The organism is Demequina flava (assembly GCF_000975035.1).
GTDB classification, from domain to species: Bacteria; Actinomycetota; Actinomycetes; order Actinomycetales; family Demequinaceae; genus Demequina; species Demequina flava.
In genome coordinates this window covers 1,631,344-1,655,202 of sequence record NZ_BBRA01000001.1, presented here as the reverse complement: position 1 = coordinate 1,655,202, position 23,859 = coordinate 1,631,344, and the positions used below count along the sequence as shown (strand labels likewise).

The 23,859-nt window shown below is 66.9% G+C and carries 22 protein-coding genes; 11 read left to right on the top strand and 11 right to left on the bottom strand.

All coding sequences use genetic code 11. The annotated features are described in order from the left end of the window. Nucleotides 1-24: 24 nt before the first annotated feature. Nucleotides 25-429: a metallopeptidase family protein gene (locus AOP74_RS07755; protein WP_061961706.1), complete on the top strand. Its 405-nt coding sequence runs from the start codon at nucleotides 25-27 to the stop codon at nucleotides 427-429. A gap of 10 nt (nucleotides 430-439) precedes the next feature. Here AOP74_RS07755 and AOP74_RS07750 read toward each other — a convergent pair whose 3' ends face one another. From AOP74_RS07750 to AOP74_RS07735, 4 genes are all read right to left on the bottom strand, one after another. Next, nucleotides 440-1,753 carry a DUF5719 family protein gene (locus AOP74_RS07750; protein ID WP_061961705.1) on the bottom strand — a complete coding sequence of 438 codons (1,314 nt, stop codon included), beginning with the start codon at nucleotides 1,751-1,753 and terminating at the stop codon, nucleotides 440-442. Further along, entirely contained in the window at nucleotides 1,750-4,863 is a 3,114-nt protein-coding gene (locus AOP74_RS07745; protein ID WP_061961704.1) for a glycosyltransferase, read from the bottom strand. Before AOP74_RS07745 ends, AOP74_RS07750 begins: the two co-directional genes overlap by 4 nt. Before the next feature lie 24 nt (nucleotides 4,864-4,887). Then, nucleotides 4,888-5,208 (bottom strand): WhiB family transcriptional regulator, encoded by a 321-nt coding sequence (locus AOP74_RS07740; protein WP_061961703.1) that lies wholly within the window; start codon nucleotides 5,206-5,208, stop codon nucleotides 4,888-4,890. 89 nt (nucleotides 5,209-5,297) lie between these two features. Beyond that, a complete protein-coding gene (locus AOP74_RS07735; RefSeq protein ID WP_061961958.1) occupies nucleotides 5,298-6,284 on the bottom strand; it encodes a glycosyltransferase family 2 protein in 987 nt (328 codons plus the stop codon). Between the two features lie 118 nt (nucleotides 6,285-6,402). Here AOP74_RS07735 and AOP74_RS07730 point away from each other — a divergent pair, with 118 nt between their 5' ends. Together AOP74_RS07730 and AOP74_RS07725 are read left to right on the top strand one after the other, a co-directional pair. After that, nucleotides 6,403-7,512 carry an LCP family protein gene (locus AOP74_RS07730; RefSeq protein WP_061961702.1) on the top strand — a complete coding sequence of 370 codons (1,110 nt, stop codon included), beginning with the start codon at nucleotides 6,403-6,405 and terminating at the stop codon, nucleotides 7,510-7,512. 114 nt (nucleotides 7,513-7,626) lie between these two features. Further along, nucleotides 7,627-8,976 (top strand): LCP family protein, encoded by a 1,350-nt coding sequence (locus AOP74_RS07725; protein ID WP_061961701.1) that lies wholly within the window; start codon nucleotides 7,627-7,629, stop codon nucleotides 8,974-8,976. Between the two features lie 54 nt (nucleotides 8,977-9,030). On the opposite strand, the gene AOP74_RS07720 is transcribed toward AOP74_RS07725, so the two are convergent. The 4 genes from AOP74_RS07720 to hemE form a co-directional block, all read right to left on the bottom strand. Further along, nucleotides 9,031-10,233 carry a ferrochelatase gene (locus AOP74_RS07720; RefSeq protein WP_236683754.1) on the bottom strand — a complete coding sequence of 401 codons (1,203 nt, stop codon included), beginning with the start codon at nucleotides 10,231-10,233 and terminating at the stop codon, nucleotides 9,031-9,033. Next, entirely contained in the window at nucleotides 10,230-10,904 is a 675-nt protein-coding gene (gene hemQ, locus AOP74_RS07715; RefSeq protein WP_061961699.1) for a hydrogen peroxide-dependent heme synthase, read from the bottom strand. The genes AOP74_RS07720 and hemQ overlap by 4 nt, the downstream gene beginning before the upstream one ends. A 139-nt stretch (nucleotides 10,905-11,043) precedes the next feature. Next, nucleotides 11,044-12,330 (bottom strand): protoporphyrinogen/coproporphyrinogen oxidase, encoded by a 1,287-nt coding sequence (locus tag AOP74_RS07710; RefSeq protein WP_061961698.1) that lies wholly within the window; start codon nucleotides 12,328-12,330, stop codon nucleotides 11,044-11,046. Next, entirely contained in the window at nucleotides 12,323-13,414 is a 1,092-nt protein-coding gene (gene hemE, locus AOP74_RS07705) for a uroporphyrinogen decarboxylase (protein ID WP_061961697.1), read from the bottom strand. Before hemE ends, AOP74_RS07710 begins: the two co-directional genes overlap by 8 nt. A 52-nt stretch (nucleotides 13,415-13,466) precedes the next feature. Between hemE and AOP74_RS07700 the strand changes: the two genes are divergently transcribed. From AOP74_RS07700 to AOP74_RS07670, 7 genes are all read left to right on the top strand, one after another. Continuing rightward, nucleotides 13,467-14,774, top strand: coding sequence for a glutamyl-tRNA reductase (locus AOP74_RS07700; protein WP_061961696.1), 1,308 nt, complete (start codon nucleotides 13,467-13,469; stop codon nucleotides 14,772-14,774). 203 nt (nucleotides 14,775-14,977) lie between these two features. After that, nucleotides 14,978-15,970, top strand: coding sequence for a FecCD family ABC transporter permease (locus AOP74_RS07695; protein ID WP_061961695.1), 993 nt, complete (start codon nucleotides 14,978-14,980; stop codon nucleotides 15,968-15,970). Further along, nucleotides 15,967-17,004, top strand: coding sequence for a FecCD family ABC transporter permease (locus AOP74_RS07690; protein ID WP_061961694.1), 1,038 nt, complete (start codon nucleotides 15,967-15,969; stop codon nucleotides 17,002-17,004). The genes AOP74_RS07695 and AOP74_RS07690 overlap by 4 nt, the downstream gene beginning before the upstream one ends. Beyond that, the gene (locus tag AOP74_RS07685; protein WP_061961693.1) at nucleotides 17,001-17,795 is read left to right on the top strand and encodes an ABC transporter ATP-binding protein; all 795 of its coding nucleotides are present in this window, start codon (nucleotides 17,001-17,003) and stop codon (nucleotides 17,793-17,795) included. Before AOP74_RS07690 ends, AOP74_RS07685 begins: the two co-directional genes overlap by 4 nt. Continuing rightward, nucleotides 17,792-18,277: a hypothetical protein gene (locus tag AOP74_RS07680; RefSeq protein WP_061961692.1), complete on the top strand. Its 486-nt coding sequence runs from the start codon at nucleotides 17,792-17,794 to the stop codon at nucleotides 18,275-18,277. Before AOP74_RS07685 ends, AOP74_RS07680 begins: the two co-directional genes overlap by 4 nt. A gap of 33 nt (nucleotides 18,278-18,310) precedes the next feature. Further along, a complete protein-coding gene (locus AOP74_RS07675) occupies nucleotides 18,311-19,429 on the top strand; it encodes an ABC transporter substrate-binding protein (protein WP_061961691.1) in 1,119 nt (372 codons plus the stop codon). Between the two features lie 106 nt (nucleotides 19,430-19,535). Further along, on the top strand, nucleotides 19,536-20,375 hold the full coding sequence (locus tag AOP74_RS07670) for a siderophore-interacting protein (protein WP_061961690.1): 840 nt from the start codon (nucleotides 19,536-19,538) through the stop codon (nucleotides 20,373-20,375). A gap of 86 nt (nucleotides 20,376-20,461) precedes the next feature. Here the strand turns inward: AOP74_RS07670 and phoH2 are convergent, their stop codons facing one another. After that, the gene (gene phoH2 / locus AOP74_RS07665; protein WP_061961957.1) at nucleotides 20,462-21,781 is read right to left on the bottom strand and encodes an RNA 5'-3' helicase PhoH2; all 1,320 of its coding nucleotides are present in this window, start codon (nucleotides 21,779-21,781) and stop codon (nucleotides 20,462-20,464) included. Between the two features lie 350 nt (nucleotides 21,782-22,131). Continuing rightward, nucleotides 22,132-22,896: an isoprenyl transferase gene (locus AOP74_RS07660; RefSeq protein WP_061961689.1), complete on the bottom strand. Its 765-nt coding sequence runs from the start codon at nucleotides 22,894-22,896 to the stop codon at nucleotides 22,132-22,134. A gap of 75 nt (nucleotides 22,897-22,971) precedes the next feature. On the opposite strand from AOP74_RS07660, the gene trhA reads away from it, so the two are divergent. Next, nucleotides 22,972-23,625: a PAQR family membrane homeostasis protein TrhA gene (gene trhA, locus AOP74_RS07655; protein WP_061961688.1), complete on the top strand. Its 654-nt coding sequence runs from the start codon at nucleotides 22,972-22,974 to the stop codon at nucleotides 23,623-23,625. Here the strand turns inward: trhA and AOP74_RS07650 are convergent. After that, nucleotides 23,563-23,835: a hypothetical protein gene (locus AOP74_RS07650; RefSeq protein WP_061961687.1), complete on the bottom strand. Its 273-nt coding sequence runs from the start codon at nucleotides 23,833-23,835 to the stop codon at nucleotides 23,563-23,565. The two genes, trhA and AOP74_RS07650, sit on opposite strands and share 63 nt — an antisense overlap. Nucleotides 23,836-23,859: the final 24 nt, after the last annotated feature.

Genomic DNA, 23,859 nt, shown 5'->3' with positions numbered 1-23,859 from the left:
ACCCCACGCGGTAGCCTCACATTCATGGTGCGACGCGACCGTCATGGACATGGACTGAGGGCTCCCCTCCTGCCCTATGACGCACCCGCGTGGCGCTCCCGTTCAGACGTCTTCGACGACGCCGTCCGGGGAGCCGTCGAACGCCTTGAGCCGAGCTGGGGCCGAGCCTGGGGCAAGTTGGAGTTCGGCACCGAGGACGTACCGCCATCCGACCCCACGCCGTGGGAGGACGGGGTGCCGCTCGCGCGGCTGTTTCCCGCGGATATGGGCCATCCAGCCCGCATCGTGCTGTACCGCCGCCCCATGGAGCAGCGGGCCGAGGGCGCCGAGCTGGAGGCATGGGTTCGCGACGTCATTGCAGAGAACCTCGCGCACCTCGTGGGGCGCACGCCCGAAGAGATTGACCCGGAGTACGGGTCCGGCGCTTGAGCCGTCCCGGCTAGGGCGTTCCTGCGTAGGGGCCGGCCTCGAGCGTGACCTCCTGCGGGAGGCGTTCAAGCGCCCGTGGGGTGAGGGCAGTCATGAAGCCTCCGTCCCGAACGGACACGGCCCAGGTGACGGCCGATGCGCTGGTCACCTGGGTGCCCGCCGGCACATCCAGAGGGAAGACGGCCGCTGAGTCCGCGAACACGCGCTCATCAAGGACGGTGGCGCCCGACTGATCAGTGAGCACCAGCCGGTCCGACGTCGCGCTCGCAGCCACCACAGTGAGGTCCCCGTCGGGAGCCACGACCGCACGCTCGGTCGCGTCGCCGACGGACTGAGCGGGAACCCAGGCCAGATCTCCGGCGCTCAGGTCCGAGTCCTCGATGTCGTAGACGGTCCTCGCGATCGTTGCCGCTGCCACTGGCACGTCCGACGAGACGAAGACGGCGCCCGCGTCACCGGCCGGGATGGTGACGTCCGTGACAAGTCCGGCCTCGAGATTGAGCGTCTCGCCGTCGAGCCACTCGCGGCGACCATCTTCGTCGACCATCGCGAGGCTCACGGAGGCGTCCTCGGGCGCGACGAGGCGTAGCGCGGCGGGAGCGTCGGCATCGGATGGCCCCGCCACGGGAACGGCGAGTTCTGTTCCGAAGGCCGATGCCGTGGCCCAGTCGCTACCCGCGGCGGTAAATCCGTCCAGGCGTGAGTCCTGCAACGCGGCAGTGATTCCCACACCGCCTGCCTGGATGCGCATCGCTAGTGTCGGCATCTCTGGCTCGATGCTCTCGACGAGCACGGAGACTTGGGAGTGCGGACCCACCACGGTCGTGAACGACTCCTGGCCATCAAGGCTGACCGGTCCGTACAGGGTGATCGACACCCGGACGGTTGCGGCGGAGGGGTTGGCCAGCACTGCCCGAGCGCTGGAACCCAGCGCCGTCGATCCGGCAACGATCCACTGGTCCTGGCGCGGCGGAGCGCAGGTCAGTCCCGCGAGGGACGCGATGTCACCGGTACCCACTCGCTCTAGCGACGTGGCCACGGTGGCGTCGACGGCACTGCCCTCGCCGATGTCTTCCGATGGCTCAGGAGAGACCGACAGGGCGCGGTCTTCAGATCCGGAGTCGAGGTCGCTGTCGCCGCTGGCGACTTCTCCGACGGGAATCTCGAGCGGGCCGGGACAGACGGCAGGCTGGTCCGAGGGGCTGACGGCGAGCGTCGTGGCGACCGGATCAGGGCCGGACTCGGTAGACGGGAGGTCGATGACCGACACCCCCACGACGGCGACGGCCGCGAGTGCAACGGGGATAGCCGCGGTCCACTTCATGCGCGGGCCTCCCTAAAGAGTCGTGTCGGTAGCGGGATGGAACCCAGCAATGCCCATGCGAGTGCAATGAGTCCGGCCCACCACCACGCGGTGTGCATGGCGTCGTCGTAGGTGACGACAAGGGTCCCTTCACCGTCGACTGCGAAGGCCACACGTCCCAATGGGTCTTCGACGCGCTCCAGTGCGGCTCCGTTGAGCGTGGCGTGCCACTTCTCGTCGGCCGATGCTGCCATCACGACAGTGCCGGTCACCGGCGCCTCGAGGTCGAGCTCGCCTCCGGTACGCCCCATCGGGACCACGCTCACGGCTCCGTCAGCCTCGACCCACATGCGCGCGACCGGGGCATCGGACTCGGAACGCGCGACCTTCCATGTCGTTCCGCGGTCCGAGGATCCCAATAGTTGCAGCGCGTCGGATTGGGCGAGCGCGCTGGCAGCACGCTCCGCACCTGGGGCGGCAACGATGACGCCAATGCCCCACTCAGCGAGGTCATCCGGCGCACCCTCGGCGCCGCCAATGACTCCCGCGACGGCCTCGTTGAGCGCCGCGACGGTGACGACCGGCGTGCCCGTCGTCCGCGCTGCGGGCCGGCCGTCGCCCACGAGCTCGCCCGCGGTGCTCAGGACCTCAGTTCCGTCGGTCGACATCACCGTGCCGGTGATGGCGTCTCCCGAGTCCGACAACACGAGAACGCGCTGCCGAGTGGGCTGGTCGAGTTCGAGGGCGGCCACAAGCGGGATGACGTCCGTCGAGACCGAGCTCACGCCATCGCGATCGCTCGTGGGCCAGGCGACGGCGATGCCGTGTCCTGCCACGATCACGCCGACAGCCGATGCCGCCACGATCTGCACCGTGCGGGTCGCCGTGCGTGCGCGGCCTTCGCCGCGGTCCCACCAACCGCGGGAGGCACCCGCGACCGTGATCAGTACGCCCATCAGCGTCACGGAGAGGCCGGGCCCCGCCCAGCCGTTGGCGGCTCCGGTACCGAGTCCGTCATCGGGCGACACCACCGTCGACGCGGACAGTTGCGCAATGGCAACGCCGACAATCGCGACGGCAACCCCCACGGACGACAGCACCCAGCGGCGGCCTACGACGGTGGCGATTGCGGCGGCTCCGAGGGCCACCGGTACGACGAGCATCGACGTCCACGTCAGCCACTCCGGCGCGGCGGTAGCCGCCGCGGACAGCAACAGGTCGAGGGGGGAGGCCGCAGAGTTCAGGGATGGCCCCGGCTCGCGAGCGAGCACACTCCAGGCGTCAGCTGTGACGGTTCCTTGCGCGATGACCGCGAACAGTCCAGGGAGCGCCACTGCGAGCGGGGGAAGAGCCATCGCCCACATGCGCTTACGCACTGACCGGGCGAGCGCGCCAAGCAAGGCGCAGCCGACGACGACGGGGATCACCATCAGGGGGGCGGCAATCACGACGACCGTCAGTGCAACCGCAGCCCCTGCCGCCGCGCTCGGAGACGCGGTGGGACGCTCGGGGAACTCGTCGCCTTCGCCAATGCGCTCACCGGCGTGCCAGCCGCCTCCACGCATCACACCAAAGACGACCCATGGCAGTGCCAGGTGCACCAGCACGGCGGCTACGCGACCGTCGTCCCCAGCGATGACCGCAACTGGCGCTAGTGCGTATACCAGGGCAGACAGCGCGCGCACGGTGCGGGACCGGGTCAGCGTTCCCGTCGCGGCCCACGCGCCAAGTGCCGCCCACAAAGGAGCAAGACCCATGACCACCACGAGCCCAACGGCAAGCCCGCCGGGGAAGAACGCCAACGGCAACAGCACAAGCGACAAGCCACCGTCGATGGAAGGGGCGCCGAGCGCCTGCTCAGTCCACCCGCTGAGACCGCGCTGCCACAAGTCGTGCCAACCCAAGTCTGTGATCCCGAGGGCGTCGGAGGCGAGCATGCGTCCCGTCACAGCGCCCGCGAACCAATCCGGATGCCGCATCACGGAAACGGCTGCGGCAACGACGGCGACGAGGATCAGCGTTGAACGGCGCCGGCGCGCGGCGGTCGCCAGTTCCGCGCGAATGAGTTCTGGCGGTGTGGACGCGGCACGCCAGCTCTCGTAGGCGCCCCACTCGCGAGACCGCGTCTCATGACGCACCTGCCGCGGACTCGCCAGCAACGGACGCTCAATCGCGCGGGCGGCGGCGCCCCGCAAGCCTGCTCGGCGGACTCGCATGCGCGCCCCGGGCACGCGATGAAGTGTCGCCAACACGCGAAACGGCACCAAAGCATCGGCCGCCGCCATACGAGGATCGTTTTGCGCGATACGCAGCAATACCCGGCCCAGCGAGGACACCACCGACCCCAGCACGAGCGGGAGGATCATCAACCACGGGCCATGCACCAGCGCTTGGAACCACTCCGATGCACGCCGGGCGCTGTAGGTCGACACCCGGCTTGCGTGACCGCCGCGCACACCGTGCAGTCGGTGCTGGGCGTGCCGAACCTTCGCTCGTGGAACCACAACGACGTCCCACTGAGCGCGCCAGGCCCGACGGCAGAAGTCCGCGCTGTCCGACCAACCGCGATACGCGGGGTCGAGACCGCCGAGCTCGTCCCACAGCTCCCGGCGCACGAGCGCGCCGGCCATGGATACGGACAGGACATCATCGAGATCGTCGTACTGCCCTTGATCGACGTCTCCCTCTTCTACGAGGTTGAGTCGCCGCGCGCCCCAACGAGTCATGGTGGCCCCCATCCCGATCAGCCGGGTGGGGTCGTCCCATTGCACCTGGCTGGCACCGATCACGCCGGCGCGATGGCGCTTGCGAGCGGTGGCGAGCTGAAGGCCGAGGGCCCCGGGAAGTGGCGCGGAGTCGTCGTGAAGCAACCACAGCAGTTCTCCGGGCGCGGCCGGGTACTGCGAGATCGCAGCGTCAACGGCGCGGGAAAAGTCAGGAGCGTCTGAGTGATGAACCGTGATGGCCGGGGACGGCAGGTTCTCGGGGGCGGCAGCTCCGCCCACCATCACCAAATCGATGGAGTCGGGTGCGGGGTCTTGAGCGACAACGGAATTGAGCACTGCGGCGAGGCGGGCTTGGAGCCCGTCACTGACCACGACCGCGCGCACAGCGAGGCGCGCTGGACTCATGCCCTTCCCACGCAGTCCTACTGGTTAGACAGCGCGACGCTTAAGCTTGCGCCGCTCGCGCTCCGACAATCCTCCCCAGATGCCGAAGCGCTCATCGTTCTCGAGCGCGTAGTCCAAGCACTCAGACCGCACCTCGCACGATGCGCAGACCTTCTTGGCCTCACGCGTCGAGCCGCCCTTCTCGGGAAAAAAGGCTTCGGGGTCCGTCTGAGCGCACAGTGCGCGCTCCTGCCATCCCAGTGGGCCGTCATCGTCAACACCATCAAAGATGTCAACGACCGACGCGAGCGTCGGCGACGGCTGACCTGCGTCAGAGGGCACTGAGCCTTCGTAGATATTCCACATAGGCATCCTCCGATCACCGCGGCAGATGTGTCTGCCTGACAAGAATTACACCGTTGTCATCCTTGCCCGTCAAGTCGAGAGTAGCGCGATCACCGAAGGAATCCCAGTCCCCAGGCAAGATGCATGGTCGCTAGGACCACAGGCATGCGAACAAAGCCCTTCCATCCGGTGCGCGGCACCAGTGTCACAGATGCGAACAACACCCCTGCCAGATACACAAGTGGAAGGGCCCATCCGGCCAGCAAGATGACACTTCCGGACACCAATCCGAGCACGCCCATCATGATTCCAAGAGCCACGGCGACGGTAGCGGCGGGCGCTGCAAGATATCTGAGAGATCTTGTCTCGGGATATCGCCGAATGACCTCGCGGCGCCACTTTCCGGTCAAGAAGAACTGGCGCGCGAGCGTCTTCCACGTGGGTCGTGGGCTGTACGGGACCTGCATCGCCGGCACAAACCAGACGGTGTAGCCGGCGGTACGTAGCCGAAAGTTCAGTTCCCAGTCCTGCGCGCGCACAAAGTGAGGGTCGTACATCCCGACGTCCTCGATCGCCTCGCGCCGGAAGCTCCCCAGATAGACAGACTCCGTGCGCCCAGCCACGCCACCTTGACGGTGTCCAGCACCACCCAGGCCCCACGCAGAGGACATTGCCACCGCGACGGCACTTTGGAATGGCGTGGTTCCCGCCGGCACCATGCGTCCACCGACGTTTGCCGCTCCGGTCTCACGCAGCGCGTCCACCGCGGCGGCCACATAGCCGCGAGGCATCTGTGCGTGGCCGTCCATGCGGACGATGACGTCGTGGCGCGCGGCTCGGATCGCGGCATTGAGACCATCGGGCGTCTTGCCCGAAGGATTGTCGACGACCGTCACGTGCGGGTCATCGGCCAGATCGGCCGCGATGCGCTCCGTGCCGTCCTCCGACGGGCCCACAGCCAACACCACTTCCATCTCACCGTCGTAGCCGGTGCGCAGGATGGCGGCGACAGCGTCGGCAAGGTGGTCGGCCTCGTTCAGGACGGGGACAACCACACTCACGGGCACGCGCGGGGGCAACTGCGGCAGGTCTTTCACCCCAGTGACTGTAACCGAGGCACCCGCTGGAGCCAGCATCGACCCTCTCCACTGCTTCACCCGCGGGGCCCGTCTAGACTCGCTAGACACCACCTCATTCACGGTCGCAGGAGGGACGATGACCGCAGCGCATCCCACCAGGCATGCTACACGGACCGCCTCCGGGCGCGTGTTCATGATCATCCTGGTCGCCATCGCCGCAGTGACTGGGTTCGGCGTGGTGTACGCCACCACCGTGAGCGCGCAAATCGAAGGCTCGATCACCACTCACGACGTCAATCCGCTCGTGCCCGAGATCGATGTGGAGATCGCCGACACCGGCGCAATGAATGTCTTGCTCATCGGCTCCGATGTGCGCGACGGGGAGAACGCGGTCATTGGTGGCGATGTCGCGGACGGAATGCGCTCCGACGCCACCATCGTTGCCCACATCGCCGGCGACCGCTCACGCGTGGACATGGTGTCGATTCCGCGCGACATGCAGGTCGAGATCCCGGACTGCACCCTCCTGGACGGAACCGTGGTCGCGGGCGGCTACGGCGACTTCAACGTGGCGTTCTCAAACGGCGGCCGCGAGGGCAACGTCGCTGAGGCCGCCGCATGCACCATCAACACCGTGCAGCAAACGGCTCAGATCCCGATCGACCACTGGGCCGTGATCGACTTCGCGGGCTTCGAGGACATGGTCGATGCCCTGGGCGGCGTGGAGATGTACGTTCCCGAGCGCATCGTGTCGGAAAAGGCCGGCGTCGACCTGGAGCCCGGATGGCAAACCCTCAACGGCGAAGAGGCGCTGGGATACGCCCGCCTGCGCACGGCTGAGGTGGGCGACGTGTCCGGCAGCGACTTGCAGCGCATCGAGCGCCAACAGCAGCTCCTCGAGGCGATCGTGCACACGGTGTTCGAGCAGAACCTGCTCACCGATGCTGCCGCTCTGACCCACTTCCTCAAGGCGGCCTCGGAGTCCCTCACCACCGACCCTGAACTTGGCCAGACGGACTTCATCCTGTCGCTCGCGTACAGCTTGCGGGGATTGAGCGAGGACGACATCACGTTTGCCACTGTGCCGTGGGAGTACACCGAGGACCGCCTGAATGTGGTGGCCACAGACGATGCTGAGGTCATGTTTAGCGAGATTCGTGCCGATACTCCTCTTACGTTGGACGCTGACGGCGATGCGACCTCGGAGTGGGATGCGACACCGACTCCCGCTCCGAGCACCGAGTAGAATGGCCACCTAACTCGTTCGGGCTGGTCCGCGCGGGGAACAGTCGCGTGCGCTGGGGCGTTACCGACGCGAGAACTATCGTCAGCGCGTGAAGCGCGCCACAGGAGGATCCACTTGAGCACTCGCACCACTCGGTCGCGCGCCCGTCACGGAGCGCGTAAGCCCAGCCGCGGGTTCCTCGTTGGTTTCCTCTCCACAGTGACTGCCGTGGCCGGCTTCGGCCTGGTCTTCGGCTCCGCGTACTGGGCCAACACCCAGAACGCCATCGACCGCTACGACGTTGCGGAACTGGCCAGCGGCACAGAAGGCACGGTCGAAGAGGCCTACGTACCCACTGACTTCGCGGCCGATCAAGCCGTGAACATCGTCCTCATCGGAACCGACGAGCGCAACGACGAGAACGCCGACATCGGCGGCGATGTCGCGGACGGCATGCGCGGCGACACCACGATGGTTCTGCACGTCTCCGCCGACCGCGAGCGCATCGACGTGGTGTCGATCCCCCGCGACTCGCGCGTCCAGATCTCCGACTGCCAGCTGTACGACGGTTCCACCGTCAAGGGCTGGACCGCCAAGTTCAACGTGGCGCTTGCCAACGGCGGCATCAACGGCGACCGCGGCGAGGCTGCCGCGTGCGTGATGCGTACCATCAACGACCTCACTGGCGTCGACACCAACGGCCACTTCGTGATGGTCGACTTCGCAGGCTTCGAAGACATGGTGGACGCCATGGACGGCGTGCCGATGTGCATCGAGCAGGACATGAGCTCGCCAAAGGCCAACCTCGAGCTCGCCGCCGGACCGCAGGTTCTGGACGGCGAGACCGCACTGGCGTTTGCCCGTGCCCGCACCGGTACTGGACTGGGCGGGGACGGTTCCGACTTGTCGCGCATTGACCGCCAGCAAGAACTGCTCACCAATCTTGCGACCAAGACCTTGAACAGCAACGTGCTCACCGACCTGCCCAAGCTCACGCAGCTCCTCAAGGCGGGCGCCGAGTCCGTCTCAATGGACGCGCAGCTGGGAAAGATCGACAACCTGGTGGGCTTTGCGAACTCGCTGCGCAGCTTTGATGCAGCCAACCTAAACTTCGTGACCGTGCCGTGGCGCTACGCAGGCGACGGCTCCGGTGACGTGCTGTGGGACGAGCCCGCCGCGACCGAGATGTGGGAGCAGCTCGCCAATGACGAGCCCCTCACCGTCGTGACTGGCGTGGAGCCCTCCGCGTCGCCGAGCCCCAGCACGGGAACCGGGGACACCATGGCTGACGATCCCCAGGCCCAGTCCTCCGACACCGCACACGAAGTGAGCAATGTCGTGACGGCCGCGACGCCGTCCCCCGCGCTCACACCAGTGTCCGCGACGGAGACCGAGTCGATGGTCACCGACTCCGCTGAGATGAGCGGCCTCAACACCGACGCAGACAGCGAGATCCTCGCCGACTGCATGGTGGCAATTCAGTAGGTGACATCGACCCCGCGCCTGAGAATCAGGACGAGGGCCGATGCCCGGGTTACCTTAGGCGCCCACTCCCCCGTCGGCTGCGGCTGAAGCAATAGTGGCCTTGGGGCTACGTGTCAGACAGCAGTCCGCGGGGCACACGTCCTGCCACGGTCCAATGTCGGTGAGCGCTTCGCGCTGACGCGGCTGTCCACCGTCGACAACGTGGCGCTCCTCGACCAGGTCAATCAGGCCCGACACAAACTGCGGGTCAACACCCACCGTGGGAACGCGCACCATAGCCAGGCCGCGCTCCTCGCAGGTCTCCAGTGCCTCGTTGTCGAGATCCCAGGCGACTTCCATGTGGTCAGACACAAAGCCGATGGGCGACACGACAAGGCCGGAGACGGAGTCGTCGAGTGCGTTGATCGCGTCGTTGATGTCGGGCTCGAGCCACGGCGTGCGGGGGTCACCGGAGCGTGACTGGAACACGAGGGTCCAGGGCACATCAGGGAACTCGTCGGCGACGGCATCCATCACGAGCGCAGAAACCGCGCGCTGCTGCTCGACGTACCAACCGCCGCCGGCGTACCACTCGTCACCGCCATCGGTGGGAACGGGCGTGCCATCGGGGCGTGTCTCGCGAGGTCCGGAGCCGTCGGCAGCCACAGAGGGAATCGAGTGCGTCGCGAACATAACGTGCGCGTTCTCGCTCTTGCCTGCGACTTGGAGTTCGCGCAGCCCCGACCGGACTGCATCGATGTTGGGCTTCACGAAGCCAGGGTGATCGAAGTACTGCCGCACCTTGTCCAGCCGCAGGTCATCGGTCAGGCCGGTCTCGTCAAGGGCCGTCGCGAGGTCTTCGCGGTAGGCGCGGCAGCCCGAGTACGACGAGAAGGCGGTGGTGACGAGGACGAGCACCTTGCGGTGGCCATCGGCGTGAAGTTCCTTGAGCACATCCGCGAAGTACGGGGCCCAGAAGCGATTTCCCCAGTACACCGGGAGCTCGAGGCCGCGCTTGGCGATCTCGGTCTCCAGTGCTGTCTTGAGGTCGCGGTTCTGCTGATTGATGGGGCTAATGCCACCAAAGTGGCGATAGTGGTGGGCGACCTCTTCGAGGCGCTCATCGGGCACTCCGCGGCCGCGCGTGACGTTGCGCAGGTACGGGATGACGTCGTCTTGTCCCTCTGGCCCGCCAAAGCCGGCAAGCAGGATGCAGTCATAGGTCTCGGCGTCGAGTGCGCGCTGCGCGGCGGCCAGCGTGGGCTGTGCGTCGGTCACGATGCCAGCACCTCCACAGCCTCCGCGGTCTCAATCCTCCGGCCCGTGTAGAACGGCACTTCTTCGCGGACGTGGCGGCGCGCTTCGGTGTCGCGCAGGGCTCGCATCATGTCGACGAGGTCGAGCACGTCGTCAGCTTCCATGGGCAGGAGCCATTCGTAGTCACCCAGGGCGAAGGCGCTGACGGTATTCGCAACGACGCCCTTGTAGGCGGCGCCCTTCATGCCGTGGTCGCGCAACATCGCGGAGCGCTCCGCTTCGGGCAGCAGGTACCAGTCGTACGAGCGCACAAACGGGTAGACGGTCATCCAGTCGCGGGCGCGCTCGCCCCGCAGGAAGCCCGGCACGTGAGCCTTGTTGAATTCCGCAGGACGGTGGACGCCGGCGGCAGACCACGTCAGCTTGGTGTCGGCGAGCAGTTCCGTCGCGCGGAGCTCACGCAGTGCGAGCTGCAGGTCGGCGAGGTCGGGGCCGTGGAGCCACAGCATGACGGTGCCGTCGGCACGCATGCCAGAGACGTCGTAGATGCCGCGCAGGACCACGTCATGCTCGGTCAATTCTTCAACTGCTGCATCAAAGTGTTCGACGACTTCTGCGAGCTCCTCATCGGGAGCATCCAGGAAACCATCGAGGACGGAGAACAGGGTGAATCCATGCGGCTGATCGCTCATGTCTCCATTGTCACCCGCAGCGGCGCGCGGCGGAAATCGCACACCGCGAATTCACCTTGCCAGCAGGGCCGATGCTGGGGTTCAGCCCCGTGAAGCGGGTCACGTGTGGGACTTTGGTCCCGGGTGGAAATGCCCGGAATCACTCGCCCAACGTCGAGCGCGCGTCGTCGTCCACGATCGCCGCCAGCCCCGAGAAGCCTGCCGCCGCTCCGACGAGGTGCAGACCGGGCGCCGGTTCACGGTCGCCTGCGCGTGTGGGAGCGGCGTCGTGCCACGTCACCTGCACGAGGTCCCGCACCTGCTTGTCGTGGAGCTTCACGCCCAGCAGCCGCGAGGCATCGGCCACCGCGTACCCGCTGAGGTCCTCGCGAGAACTGACGTTGTAGGACAGGCGCACCAGGTTGCGCGTGGGAGCCTCGCGCGCCACCCACGCCCATTTCGCGTTGGCATGCGTGAGCGCCTTAGCGCGCGTCACATCTCCCACGGCCAGGACGCCGGACCCACGCGGCTGCGAATCGAGCTCGGGAGCGTCAAGCGACAATGTCACCAGCGCAACCTGCTTATCGGGAGCTCGCTCAAGTTGCGGCACCAGGGCTGCAGCAACCGGTCGGGGCGCTGCGACGACAACCTCGTCCGCACTCCACTTTTCGGTCTCGGTGTAGACCTCCCACTGCGAATCCTTCCGGGTGAGCGCGGTGACCACCTGCTCGGTCTCGATCCGCACCCCGTGAGCCCGGGCATCGGCCGCAAGTGCCTGGGTGAGCACGAAGATCCCGCCGTCGATACCCATCACTGCGGAACCCGCTGGGGCAACCGACCTGCGATGCGCGGCCGCTCGCACGAGCCCCATCTCGGAGACCTCGGCGGCGAATCCCGACGCCGCGGCATCGATCCGCAGGTCATCGACCGGACGGGAGAAGATCCCGCTCACGACCGGCTGGATGAGTCGGTCCACCGCGGCGTCGCCGAGGCGGCGCCGGGCAACCTTGCCCAAGGAGTCATCGGGAGCGACGTCCTCCGGAGGCATGAAGCGCTCGACGGCGGCACGCAACGCGCCGGACAAGCCCAGAGCCTTGATCACGTCCGGGGCAAGCGACGACGTCGGCACGCCGAGCCAACCGGCCTTCGGCATCGCAAACGACCGCTCTTCACTGACAATCCACGCAGGCCCGCCCGCCGGCGTCACCAGCCGTTCGCCCAGGCCCAGCTCCCGCGCTAGTTCCTCGACGTAACCGCCACGGGTCGCGAAAGACTCGGCGCCGGCGTCCATGTCGAGCCCGTCGACGCGGATACGCGAAACCCGGCCGCCTGGCTCGTCCTCTGCTTCGAGGATGCGCACGTCGTGACCGGCCTTCGCCAGGCGGCGTGCGGCAAGCAGACCCGCCGGGCCCGCGCCGATCACGAGCCAATTGCGGCGCTCAGCCACGCTCGTGCACCTGCTCCACGACGCGCTTTACCACTGCCGGGTCCGCGTGCGGCGGCATCCCGTGGCCAAGGTTGACGACGTGACCGGGCGCCTCGCTGCCTCGATCAAGGACCTGCTGTACGTGTCGTTCCAGGGCGTCCGCGGGCGCGCCGAGCATTGCGGGGTCGATGTTGCCCTGCAGCGGGAACCGTCCTCCCGTGGCGCGGACGGCCTGGTCCAAGGGAGTCCGGTAGTCGACGCCCAGCGCCGTCGCACCCGCGGCACCCATGGGGTCGAGCAAGTGGCCGGCATTGGCGGCAAAGTGAATGCGCGGCACGTCGAGGTCAGCCACGGCCATGAGCGCCGCACGGGACCCGCCTGCACACTTCTCGACGTAGGTTGCCTCCGACAGGGAGCCAGCCCACGAGTCGAACAACTGCACCGCGGAGGCACCGGCCAACACCTGCGCGCGCAGGAACAGGCCTGCCGCGCGTGAGGTCCAGGAGACGAGTGCCTCCCACACCTCGGGCTGCGCCCACATCAACTCCCGGGCGGCCATGTGGTCGCGCGAGGGGCGGCCCTGCACCATGTACGCGGCCAGGGTGAAGGGTGCACCGGCAAAGCCAATGAGTGGCGTCTCGCCCAACTGCGCGACGGTGAGCTGCACGGCCTCACGGATAGGCTCCAGGCCCTGGTCAAAGGCTCCCCCATCGCCGGTGTCACCGAGTGCTGGAAGTGCTTCGACATCGGCCATAGAACGGATGGGCCGGTCAAAGACGGGTCCAACCCCAGGCTCAATCTCGACGCCCACACCCGCGATCCGCATCGGCACCACGATGTCGGAGAAGAAGATCGCCGCGTCAACGCCGTAGCGACGGACCGGCTGCATCGTGATTTCCGCCGCGAGCGCCGGGGTAAGACACGACTCCAGCATGGTGGTGCCCTCGCGCACCTCGAGGTACTCCGGCAGCGACCGGCCGGCCTGGCGCATAAACCACACCGGACGGTGAGACGGCTGCTCGCCGCGCAAGGCTGCGATCAGCGCAGAGGCGGCTGTGGTGCCCGAGGCGAGGGGGTGGGTGGACGGAAGTGACGAACCGGTCATACATCGATTCTGCCTTGAACCGCGCGCATGTCAGAATAGAGGGGTGGTATTGATGTCACTCGTCGCCAGTCACCACAACCGCGATCTCACCGTCCTGGAGCAACTCAGTGTTGGTTCAGAGTCGTTGGGAAGCGCGATCGTGGAGGGCACATCCCCCATCAGCGGTGCCGTGGTTCTGCCCACGTGCAACCGCTTCGAGGTGTACCTCGAAGCGGATGACGCCGATGCGGGCCGCCAAGCGGTGATCGATGCGCTCGTCGAAACCACGTCTTTGGACCGCGACGCGATCGCCCAGGCGCTTGCCACTTACGAAGGCGATGACGCCGTCCACCACCTCATGTCCGTCGCGACGGGCCTCGAGTCCATGGTCGTGGGAGAACGCGAGATTTCCGGCCAGGTGCGGCGCGCACACATCGACGCGCAGGCCGGCCAGCATGTCTCCCCGCGTCTGGACCGGCTGTTCCAGTCGGCGTTGCGCACATCCCGTGTCGTCGCGTCGTCTACCGGACTGGGTACCTCTGGGCGCTCAGTCGTGTCGGTGGCCTTCGACCTCGCCAGCGCGACAGTGAACTGGAACGGCGCCAAGGCGCTCGTCATTGGCACCGGCGCACTTGCCGAGACGGGCGTGGGCTCGCTCCTGGCGCGCGGTGTCGACATTGTTGGCGTGTATTCGCCGTCCGGTCGCGGCGCCGAGTTCGGTGCCCGTCACGGCATTGAGTCGCTCGACGGTGAAGGACTCCGCGAAGCGCTCGGCTCCGTCGACGTGGTGCTCGCATGTTCCGGCGGCGAGTCGATCGTCCTCACCCCCACCATGGTGTCCTCCGCACGCGGCGACGCCACCCGCGACCTCACGCTCGTGGACCTTGCGCTTCACCGCGATGTAGCGCCCGGCGTCGAGCAAATGCGCGGCGTGCACGTCATCAACCTCGAGTCCGTGGGAACGCAAGCTCCTGAGGAGTCGGTGTCCTCCATCGAGGCGGCACGCGCCATCGTCGCGCACGCAGTTGCCCGGTTTGGCGACGGGGAGAGCGCCCGCACCCTCGATCCCGCAGTGGTCGCCCTGCGCGAGCACGTCTTCGGGATTCTCGAAAAGGAACTGGGGCGCGTGCGCCCGGCAGCCGGGTCCTCCGAAGCAGCAGTCGCTGAGGCCGATGCCGTGGAACAGTCCCTGCGCCGCTTTGCCAAGACGTTGCTCCACACGCCTACGGTGCGTGCGCGTGAGCTTGCCCAGGCTGGCGAGGAAGACCGCTACCTGGGAGCAATCCGCGCGCTTTACGGCATCGACGTGGACATGCCGCAGGACGCCTGCCCGGCAGACGAGATCGACTCCCCTTGGCCAACCTCCCACGGCACCGCCTGACGTTCGCGGACTGCATCCGCGACCGGAGCATCGGCCCTCCTGGCACAACCCCGCTGGTACCAGCTCGCGCGTGAGCGACGAGCGCCACCGGCCCTGTCGATTAACCTGACGTCGACGTTGCTTTAATGCCCTCTCGTGGTTTAGGTTAGGTGAGCCTCACCGCGCACCTTGACGTGCGCCACAACCACTGACATTGGAGCACGATGCCTCGGCGCGCCCTGATCGCGATTGCCGCCGCCGCGGTGTTGGCCGTCGCCATCGCGCTCTCGCTCGCCATCGGCTCCCGCACCATCGACCTGGCCACGGTGTGGCAGTCGCTCGTCGACTTCAACCCGGACGACCCCGAGCAGTTGATCGTGCGCGATCTGCGCGTCTCGCGAACCGTCATCGGGATCATCGCCGGTGCCGCACTCGGCATTGCTGGCGCGCTCATGCAGGCGCTCACGCGCAACCCCTTTGCAGACCCGGGTCTGCTCGGCATCAATGCGGGCGCTTCGCTCGCGGTCGTGATTGGTCTGACCGCAGGCCTCACCGGCTTCGCGGCACAGGTGCCGCTCGCGTTCGTGGGCGCCGGAATCGCGGCTGCCCTCGTCTACGCCATCGGCGCTCGTGGTGCGGCAGCCGGCGCGCCCGTGCGCCTGGCGCTCGCCGGTGTTGCGCTGACCGCCCTGATCACGTCGATCATCAACGCCGTTCTCCTCGTCGACGACGCCACCCTCGACCAGTACCGCCTATGGGTTGCGGGCTCACTCACGGGACGTCAAAGCGAAGACGTCGCAACTTTGGTCCCCATCGTCGTCATTGCGGTGGCCGTGGCGCTGCTGGTGTCCCGCCAACTGCAGGCCGTCGGACTTGGCGAAGACGCCGCTCGCGCCCTCGGCATCAACATCTCCGTCATTCGCGCCATCATCATCGTCGTGGTCACACTGCTCGCCGCATCTGCCACGGCGGCTGCCGGGCCCATCGTCTTCGTCGGACTCGCCGTGCCACATCTCGCCCGCGCCCTGGTTGGCGCTTCCTTGCCGTGGCTGCTCGTCGTGAGCGGACTTGGCGGTGCCGCGCTCGTTCTAGTCTGTGACGTCATCGGTCGCGTCGTCGCGCGCCCCTCCGAAATTGGCGTCGGCATTACGACCGCGTTCATCGGTGGACTGATCTTCGCGCTCATGGCCCGCCGCATGAAGGTGGTGGAGCTGTGACCACCAAGACCCTTCGCATGGGCGCCCTCGGCATCACGACGCACCGCCGGACCTTCGTGGTCGGCCTCGTCATGACCGCCGCGCTCTTCGGAGTCTTCCTCTTTGCGCTGTCGGTCGGCAAGGCGGACATCACCGTCATCGACTCCCTTAAGGCAGCGGTCGGGATCCCCGTTGGCTCCCCTGGCGACTTCATCGTGGGCCAGGTGCGTGCGCCGCGTGCGTTCACCGCAATCCTCGTGGGCGCCACGCTCGGGCTGTCCGGCGCGATCCTGCAATCGCTGACCCGTAACCCCCTCGCGTCCCCCGACTTCATCGGCATCACGATGGGCGCTGGCACCGGCGCCATTCTCACGATGTTCTTGGTCGCGACCACGTCGCTGTGGATCATCGCCGCCGGCGCCACCGTGGGTGCGCTCGTGACGGCGGCCATCATCTTGGCGCTGTCGTGGCGCCGCGGCATTGTTCCGCTCCGGCTCATCCTCGCGGGAATCGGCATCGGCTTTGTCGCCCAGTCCACCACGCAGTACCTGCTCACCCGCATGGACGTCCACGACGCCGGCACCGCGCTGGGATGGCTCGTCGGTTCCACCACCGGGCGGACGTGGACGCACGTCACTGTCTCCGCCACAGTGCTCGCCGTGCTCGTTCCGATCATCCTGTGGAACGGCCGCGCGCTGAGGACCATGGAGATGGGCGAGGACACCGCCCGCGCCCTTGGTATCCCCGTGACCGCATCGCGTGCGATTCTCGCCGTCAGTTCGGTGTTGCTCGCCGCGGCCGCGACCGCCGTCACCGGCCCCATCGGATTCATTGCACTCGTCGCCCCAGCACTAGCACTACGCCTCACGCGCAGCGCTGGCGTCACCCTCATCCCATCGGCGCTCATGGGAGCACTGTTGCTCCTCGTCGCCGACCAAATGTCCCAACTGATGCCCGCCGATCTGCAATTCCCCGTGGGTATCTTCACCGCCGCCATTGGCGCCCCGTACCTGCTGTGGCTGGTGTGGCGCGCATCCAGAGGAGGTCCCTCATGAGCAGACTCGAGGCCAAGCAAGCCTTCATTGGCTACGGCGACCAGCCCATCGTCCGCGGCGTCAACGTCTCCGTCCCTGACGGCAAGATCACCGCGATCGTGGGCCCCAACGGCTGTGGCAAGTCGACGCTCCTGCGGGCCCTCGTCCGGCTGCTGCCGCCCACGTCCGGGTCCGTCATCCTCGATGGCGTCAACATCCACACGGTGGGTACCCGCGAAGTCGCCCGCCGCATCGGCCTCCTTCCCCAGGCACCCAACGCGCCCGCTGGCATCACGGTCAAAGAACTCGTCGCTCGCGGCCGCACGCCCCATCAGAAGGTGCTGCGCCCATGGTCCAGCACGGATGAGACGGCTGTCCTCAGTGCCCTGCACTCGACGAACCTCACGTCGATTCAAGACTCAGTGGTCGACGAGCTCTCCGGCGGACAGCGCCAGCGCGCGTGGATCGCGATGTCCCTCGCACAGGACACGCCGCTCATGCTCCTGGATGAGCCCACCACGTACCTGGACATCTCTCACCAGTACGAGGTCCTCGACCTCCTGCACCGGCTCAACCAGCGTCAGGCCCGCACTATCGTCATGGTGGTCCACGACCTGCACCAAGCGGCCCGCTACGCGCACCACGTCATCGCCATGAGCGACGGCGAAGTCGCCGCGGCAGGCGACCCCACCGAGGTCTTCACCGAGGACCTCATCCGCGACGTCTTCCACCTCGATGCGCGCGTGCTCCCGGACCCCGTGACCGGCACGCCCATCGTCGTCCCCGCCCACGGTCCAGGAGGCACCAAATGAGCGTCACGTCCCCTCAGTTGCGTTCCGCCGCCGCCCTCGTGGCCGCTGTCCCCGGCCTGGTCGCGCGCGTCACAACGGTCGACGGCGACGCCATCGTGGTCGGCGCGCACGAGGACGCCCACCTGTGCTCGGATGCGTTCCGCGAGCTCGTCCTCGAACACCATGCCCGCAGTGAAGACTTCGCCCGCGCACTCATGGTCGACGGCATCGACCCCACCACCGGCTTTGCGCACCGCGACGGTGTGCGCTGGTTCGTCTCGCCCATGCCCGCCAAACCCACCGTCGCCTGCCTGCGCGCGTCGGGGCACACTGCGGCCCCCCTCCAGGCTCTGGTGCGCGATGACGCAGACCTCGGGCTCTCCGTCGTCGCACTGCGCGATCAGTCCGGCACCCACACCTCCCAGCAGCTCGATGAGGCCGCCACCGCGGCCTACGGAGCCTGCCTCGTCGAGCACCTCGTGCTCACCACCCATTCGTCCTGACCCTTCAAGACCCCACTACTCAAGGAGAACCCCATGAAGCTGCGCACCTCGCGCCGCCTGGCCGCCGTGTCGATGACCGCGGTTGCCGCACTCACCCTCGCGGCATGCTCGTCGTCGGACTCGTCCGAGACTGAAGAGTCCGCAGAAGCCACCGCCGCCGCCACTGACGAAGCAGAGGCTTCCGAGTCGGCAGGCTTCCCCGTGACTCTTGACACCACCATGGGTGAGGTCACCATCGAGTCCGAGCCACAGAGCATCGTGACGCTCGGCTCTCACGAGCACGAGTACCTCTACGCGCTGGGCGTCGCCCCGGTCGCCGTGCCTGTCTCCTGGCAGGGCTACGACAACGGCACCGGCCCCTGGGCCGAAGAGGACCGCATCGCAGCTGGCGCTGAGCCCGAGACCTTCGAGCCCGGCGCAACCACCTATGACGCCGAAGCTATCGCGGCCTTCTCCCCCGACCTGATCGTCGCGACCTACCCGGGCCACACCATGACGCAGGAAGAGTACGACCTGCTGTCCGGCATCGCCCCTGTGGTGACCCGTCCTGCAACGGACTCCGAGGGCAACGAGACCGTCGAGTGGGGCGTGTCCCTGGCCGACGAGCTCACCCTCCTCGCGCAGGCCACCGGCACCACCGACAAGGCCGAAGAGATCATCGCCGACATCGACGCACAGTTCACCGAGGTCCGCGAAGCGCACCCCGAGTGGGAAGGCCTCACCTCGCAGGTCGGCGGTTACTACGAGGGCCAGGCGTACGTGTACGCGGCCAACGACACCCGCAACCAGTTCCTCGCGAACCTCGGCCTCAACACCTCCTCGATCGAGGGCGCCGATGAGGCATGGCTGCAGATCAGCGCCGAGCAGCTCGACGTCCTGGGCGACCTCGACTCGGTCGTGTGGCAGGTCGCCACTGACCCGAGCGCAGTGGATTCCCTCCAGGAGCTGCCGCTGTTCGACTCGCTGAACACCACGGAGACCGGCGGCAACGTCTGGCTCACCGACCCGACCCTCGAGGGCGCTTTCTTCGCGAACTCCCCCTCGGCAATTGAGTACTCGCTTGCGGCGTTCGTGCCGATGCTCGAGCAGGCTCTCGATGGCGACCCCGCCACCGAGGTCGTCGAGTACGCCGACGCCACCGCAGGTTCCTAACCACTTGGGAGGCGCCGGCTTCGCTCGGCGCCTCCCGCCCAAGGGATCGATGCCCCGCTCCGGCAACCACAGCATCGGCCCTCCCCCCAGCAGTGAAGGAGTGACCATGACCGACTCGTACCGCGTGAGCGTCGTTGACGCCCGTGACCTGTCACCCAACCTCCGCCGCGTCACCCTCGCCGGCGACTCCTTGCGCGAGTGGGAAAGCACCGGCAAACCCGATGAGTTTGTCCACATCCACATTCCCGGCCCCGATGCTGCGGACGGCTGGGAGGACGATCACGTCATCGCCCGGCACTACACGATCCGCCGCTGGGATCCGGCAGCGCAGACCATGCTGGTCGACGTGGTCACGCACGGTCATGGCCTGGGTGCGTCCTGGGCGCGCGACTGTCAGGTGGGCCAGGTTGTCGCGGTGAGCGGCGCCCGCGGCTACTACGGTCCACCCGAGGGCACCACCAAGCGCATGCTGTTCGCCGACGCGACCGGCATCCCTGCAGTGGCGCGCATCCTCGAGGAAGCCTCGGAGGACGAGTCATTTCAGGTGTTCATCGAGGTGCTCGACGCCGCCGATGAGATCGAGCTGGCTTCCGCCGCAGACGTTGACGTCACCTGGGTCGTGGCCGGCAACGGCCGGGCCCTGTGCGAGATCGTGGCGCGCATGGAGAGCCTCGACGAGCCCAGCGACGACACCTACATCTGGGTCGCGTGTGAGACCAGCGCCTCGCGCGCCGCACGCAAGCACATCCGCACCTACTGGATGCGTCACCACAGCTTCTACCGGATCGTCGGCTACTGGCATTTCAACCAGGAAGAACGCCTCAAGAAGTGGCTCGCCATGACGCCCGAGCAGCAGGCCCGCTACGCGGAAATCTGGGACGAGTCCCGTCCCGATGAGGTCAACTGGATCGAGCTCGAGCCCTTCCTGCAAGAGGTGGGGCTGTAACCAGCAGCACAAGACAAAAGGCGAGGGCCAATGCCGCGGTAACGCTGGCATCGGCCCTCGCCTTTGTACGTGGCTCAGGCGGGGTGCTACAGGTCGAGCCTCTCGAGCATGTCGGTCACCAGCGCGGCGACCGCGGAACGCTCCGAGCGCTCCAGAGTGACGTGGGCGAAGAGGTCGTGGCCCTTGAGCGCCTCGATCACCGCGGCGATGCCGTCGTGGCGTCCCACGCGCAGGTTGTCGCGCTGGGCAACATCGTGCGTGAGGATGACGCGCGAGTCCTGGCCAATGCGGCTCAGCATCGTCAGCAGCACGTTGCGCTCGAGCGACTGCGCCTCGTCCACAATCACGAAGGCGTCGTGGAGCGAGCGGCCGCGGATGTGAGTCAGCGGCAGGACCTCGAGCATTCCGCGGGCCATGACCTCCTCAACAACCTCTGAGGACACCATTGCGCCGAGCGTGTCGAAGACCGCCTGAGCCCAGGGGTTCATCTTCTCGGTCTCGGAACCGGGCAGGTAGCCCAGGTCCTGGCCGCCCACGGCGTACAGCGGGCGGAAGACCATGATCTTCTTGTGCTGACGGCGCTCCATGACTGCTTCCAGGCCCGCGCACAGCGCCAGGGCGCTCTTGCCGGTTCCGGCCCGGCCACCCATGGACACGATCCCGACCGTCTCATCGAGCAGCAGGTCGATCGCGATGCGCTGCTCCGCCGAGCGCCCGTGGACTCCGAAAACCTCCTGGTCGCCGCGGACCAGTCGCACACCGCCACGGTCATCGACGCGACCAAGCGCCGAGCCGCGCGGGGACTGAATGACCAGTCCGGTGTGGACGGGAAGGGTGGCGAGGTCCTCGCCGCATTCCGCCGCTTCAAGCGCAGGCAAGCGCTCGGCGTCGTACAGCTCCGACATCTTCTCGTCGGCGAGCTGAATCTCTCGCATTCCGGTCCAGCCAGAGTCAACAGCGAGTTCCGCCTTGTACTCCTCGGCCTCGATACCCAGCGCGGACGCCTTCACGCGCATCGGCAGGTCCTTCGAGACCACGACGACCTGGTGTCCCTCTGCCTTGAGGTTGGCTGCGACCGTCAGGATGCGGGTGTCGTTGTCGCCCAGGCGGAAGCCACTGGGTAGCACCGACTGGTCCGTGTGATTGAGCTCGACGCGGAGCGTGCCGCCGGTCTCATTCGCGGGTACGGGTTCGTCGAGTTTGCCGTGCTTGACGCGCATCTCGTCGAGCATCCTCAGCGCCGAGCGGGCAAAGTATCCCAACTCGGGGTGGTGGCGCTTGGCCTCCAACTCCGTGATCACCACCACCGGGAGCACGACGCTGTGTTCGGCGAAGCGCTTCAGCGCTCGTGGATCCGAGAGGAGGACGGAGGTGTCCAACACAAAGGTGCGGAGCTCGGTCTTCATCTCAGCGTTGATGGAGGGGGTGGTGTCAGTCTCGATCGTGGTCACGTAGCGCTCCCGGGGTCAGGCCGCGGAGCGCCGATCGCTCCACGGCGATCGATGTCATTCCCGCACTTGGACAGTGCAGGTGAGTTGGTTTCCCACGTGTGTGACGCTACGCCTGCCTACGGGTGTGTCGAGCGCGACACGCCACATTTCATCTGTTCGTCACACGCCCGGGCGCGGGGGTACGGGGGGCGCGCTTCAGTAGGGGGTTTGAGTCACATTTCGCCCAAAAGTGACCCAAACCCCCTACTGGGGCAGGGACGATGCTGGGGCTGGCTGAGGGCCGATGCTGCGGCTGGGCTCTCGCCTCAGCGGCCTAGTCTGCGCTCGCGCTGGGAGTAGGCACGCAATGCGCGCAAGAAGTCCACGTGACGGAAGTCCGGCCAGTAGGCATCGCAGAAGTAGAACTCGGTGTGTGCGGACTGCCACAGGAGGAAGCCGGATAGCCGCTGCTCGCCCGATGTCCGGATGAGCAGGTCAGGATCCGGCTGGCCCTTTGTGTACAGGTGCGCGCCGATGTGCTCGACAGAGAACGTGGACGCCAGGTCCTCAAGCGACTTGCCCGCGACATCGCCTTCGCGCAGGTAGGCACGCACGGCATCGGCGATCTCGTGGCGGCCTCCGTAGCCAACCGCCACGTTCACGTGCAAACCGGTGTTGGCCTCAGAAGTCTTCACCGCCGCCTCCAGGCGGTCCGCGGTCTCTCGCGGCAGCAGTTCCGACGACCCCACGTGCTGAATGCGCCAGCGGCCGTCCGCGGCTAGGCGCTCGGTCGCGGTGCAGATGATGTCGAGCAGGGGTTCGAGCTCTTCTGGCGGGCGTGAGAGGTTATCGGTGGAGAGCATCCACAGCGTCACGACCTCGACTCCGGCATCGGAGGACCATTCAAGGAGGTCGGAAATCTTGTCAGCTCCGCGACGGTGGCCGTCAGCGGCCGATATGCCCGACTGCTTTGCCCAGCGGCGGTTTCCATCGAGAATGACGCCAATGTGACGTGGGACGTTTCCGTCGCTACGCAGATCCCGCTCAATGTCGCGTTCATACTTGCGATACAGCAGATCGCGCAGGCCCACGTGCTGTCCTCTCCATCGGCGAATCCGGCTGGGACTACGGTACCCCGACGGGATAACCTACGGTATCGTAGGTTTATGGCAGAGAACCTCCCCGACCCGGCTAAGCCGCTGCTGCGTGGATGGCTTCACTTGGGGGCCGCGCCCCTCGCTCTAGTCGCCGGCATGGTGCTCGTAGTGTTCGCCCCCACGCTCGAAGGCCGCATCTCTACGGCGATCTTCACGCTCACCGCAGTGCAACTCTTCGGCACCTCGGCGGTCTACCACCGCGGCAACTGGTCACCTAAGGCCACCGCAGTTCTGCGGCGCATGGACCACGCCAACATCTTCCTCATCATTGCGGGTACCTACACGCCGCTGACCGTGCTGCTGCTCGACGGCACCACGCGCACCATCGTGCTCATCGTGGTGTGGACTGGCGCTTTGGTCGGCATGCTGTTGCGCATCTTCTGGCTGAGTGCACCGAGATGGCTCTACGTCCCGCTCTACGTGGCTCTGGGATGGGTGGCCGTGGGCTTCATTGGCCCGTTCTACCAAGCGGGTGGAGCCGCGGTCGTCACCCTGATTATCATCGGCGGCCTGTGCTACACCGTGGGCGCAGTGATCTACGGCTTCAAGTGGCCTCGCGGATCAACCAAGTACTTCGGGTTCCACGAGATCTTTCACGCGTTAACGATCGCGGGGTTCCTGTGCCACTTCGCCGCCATCACCCTTGTGGTCTTCAACGTCTGACTCAAGCATCGATCCGGCCGAGCCTTCAGATTCCATCGCCTGAACCGCACCGTCCGCGCCGGCATCCACCGCAGCGGACTCGTGTGGAGGGTGGGTGCGCACCTTGCGTAGGTGCTTGGACAGCGACAGGAAAAGTACGATCGCGGCACCTACCAGCAGGAATGTCGCCACAAACGCTGCGAACCCGGGTCCTCCGGCAAAACTGGTCACAATGAGCCTCCTCGTAGTGAACTA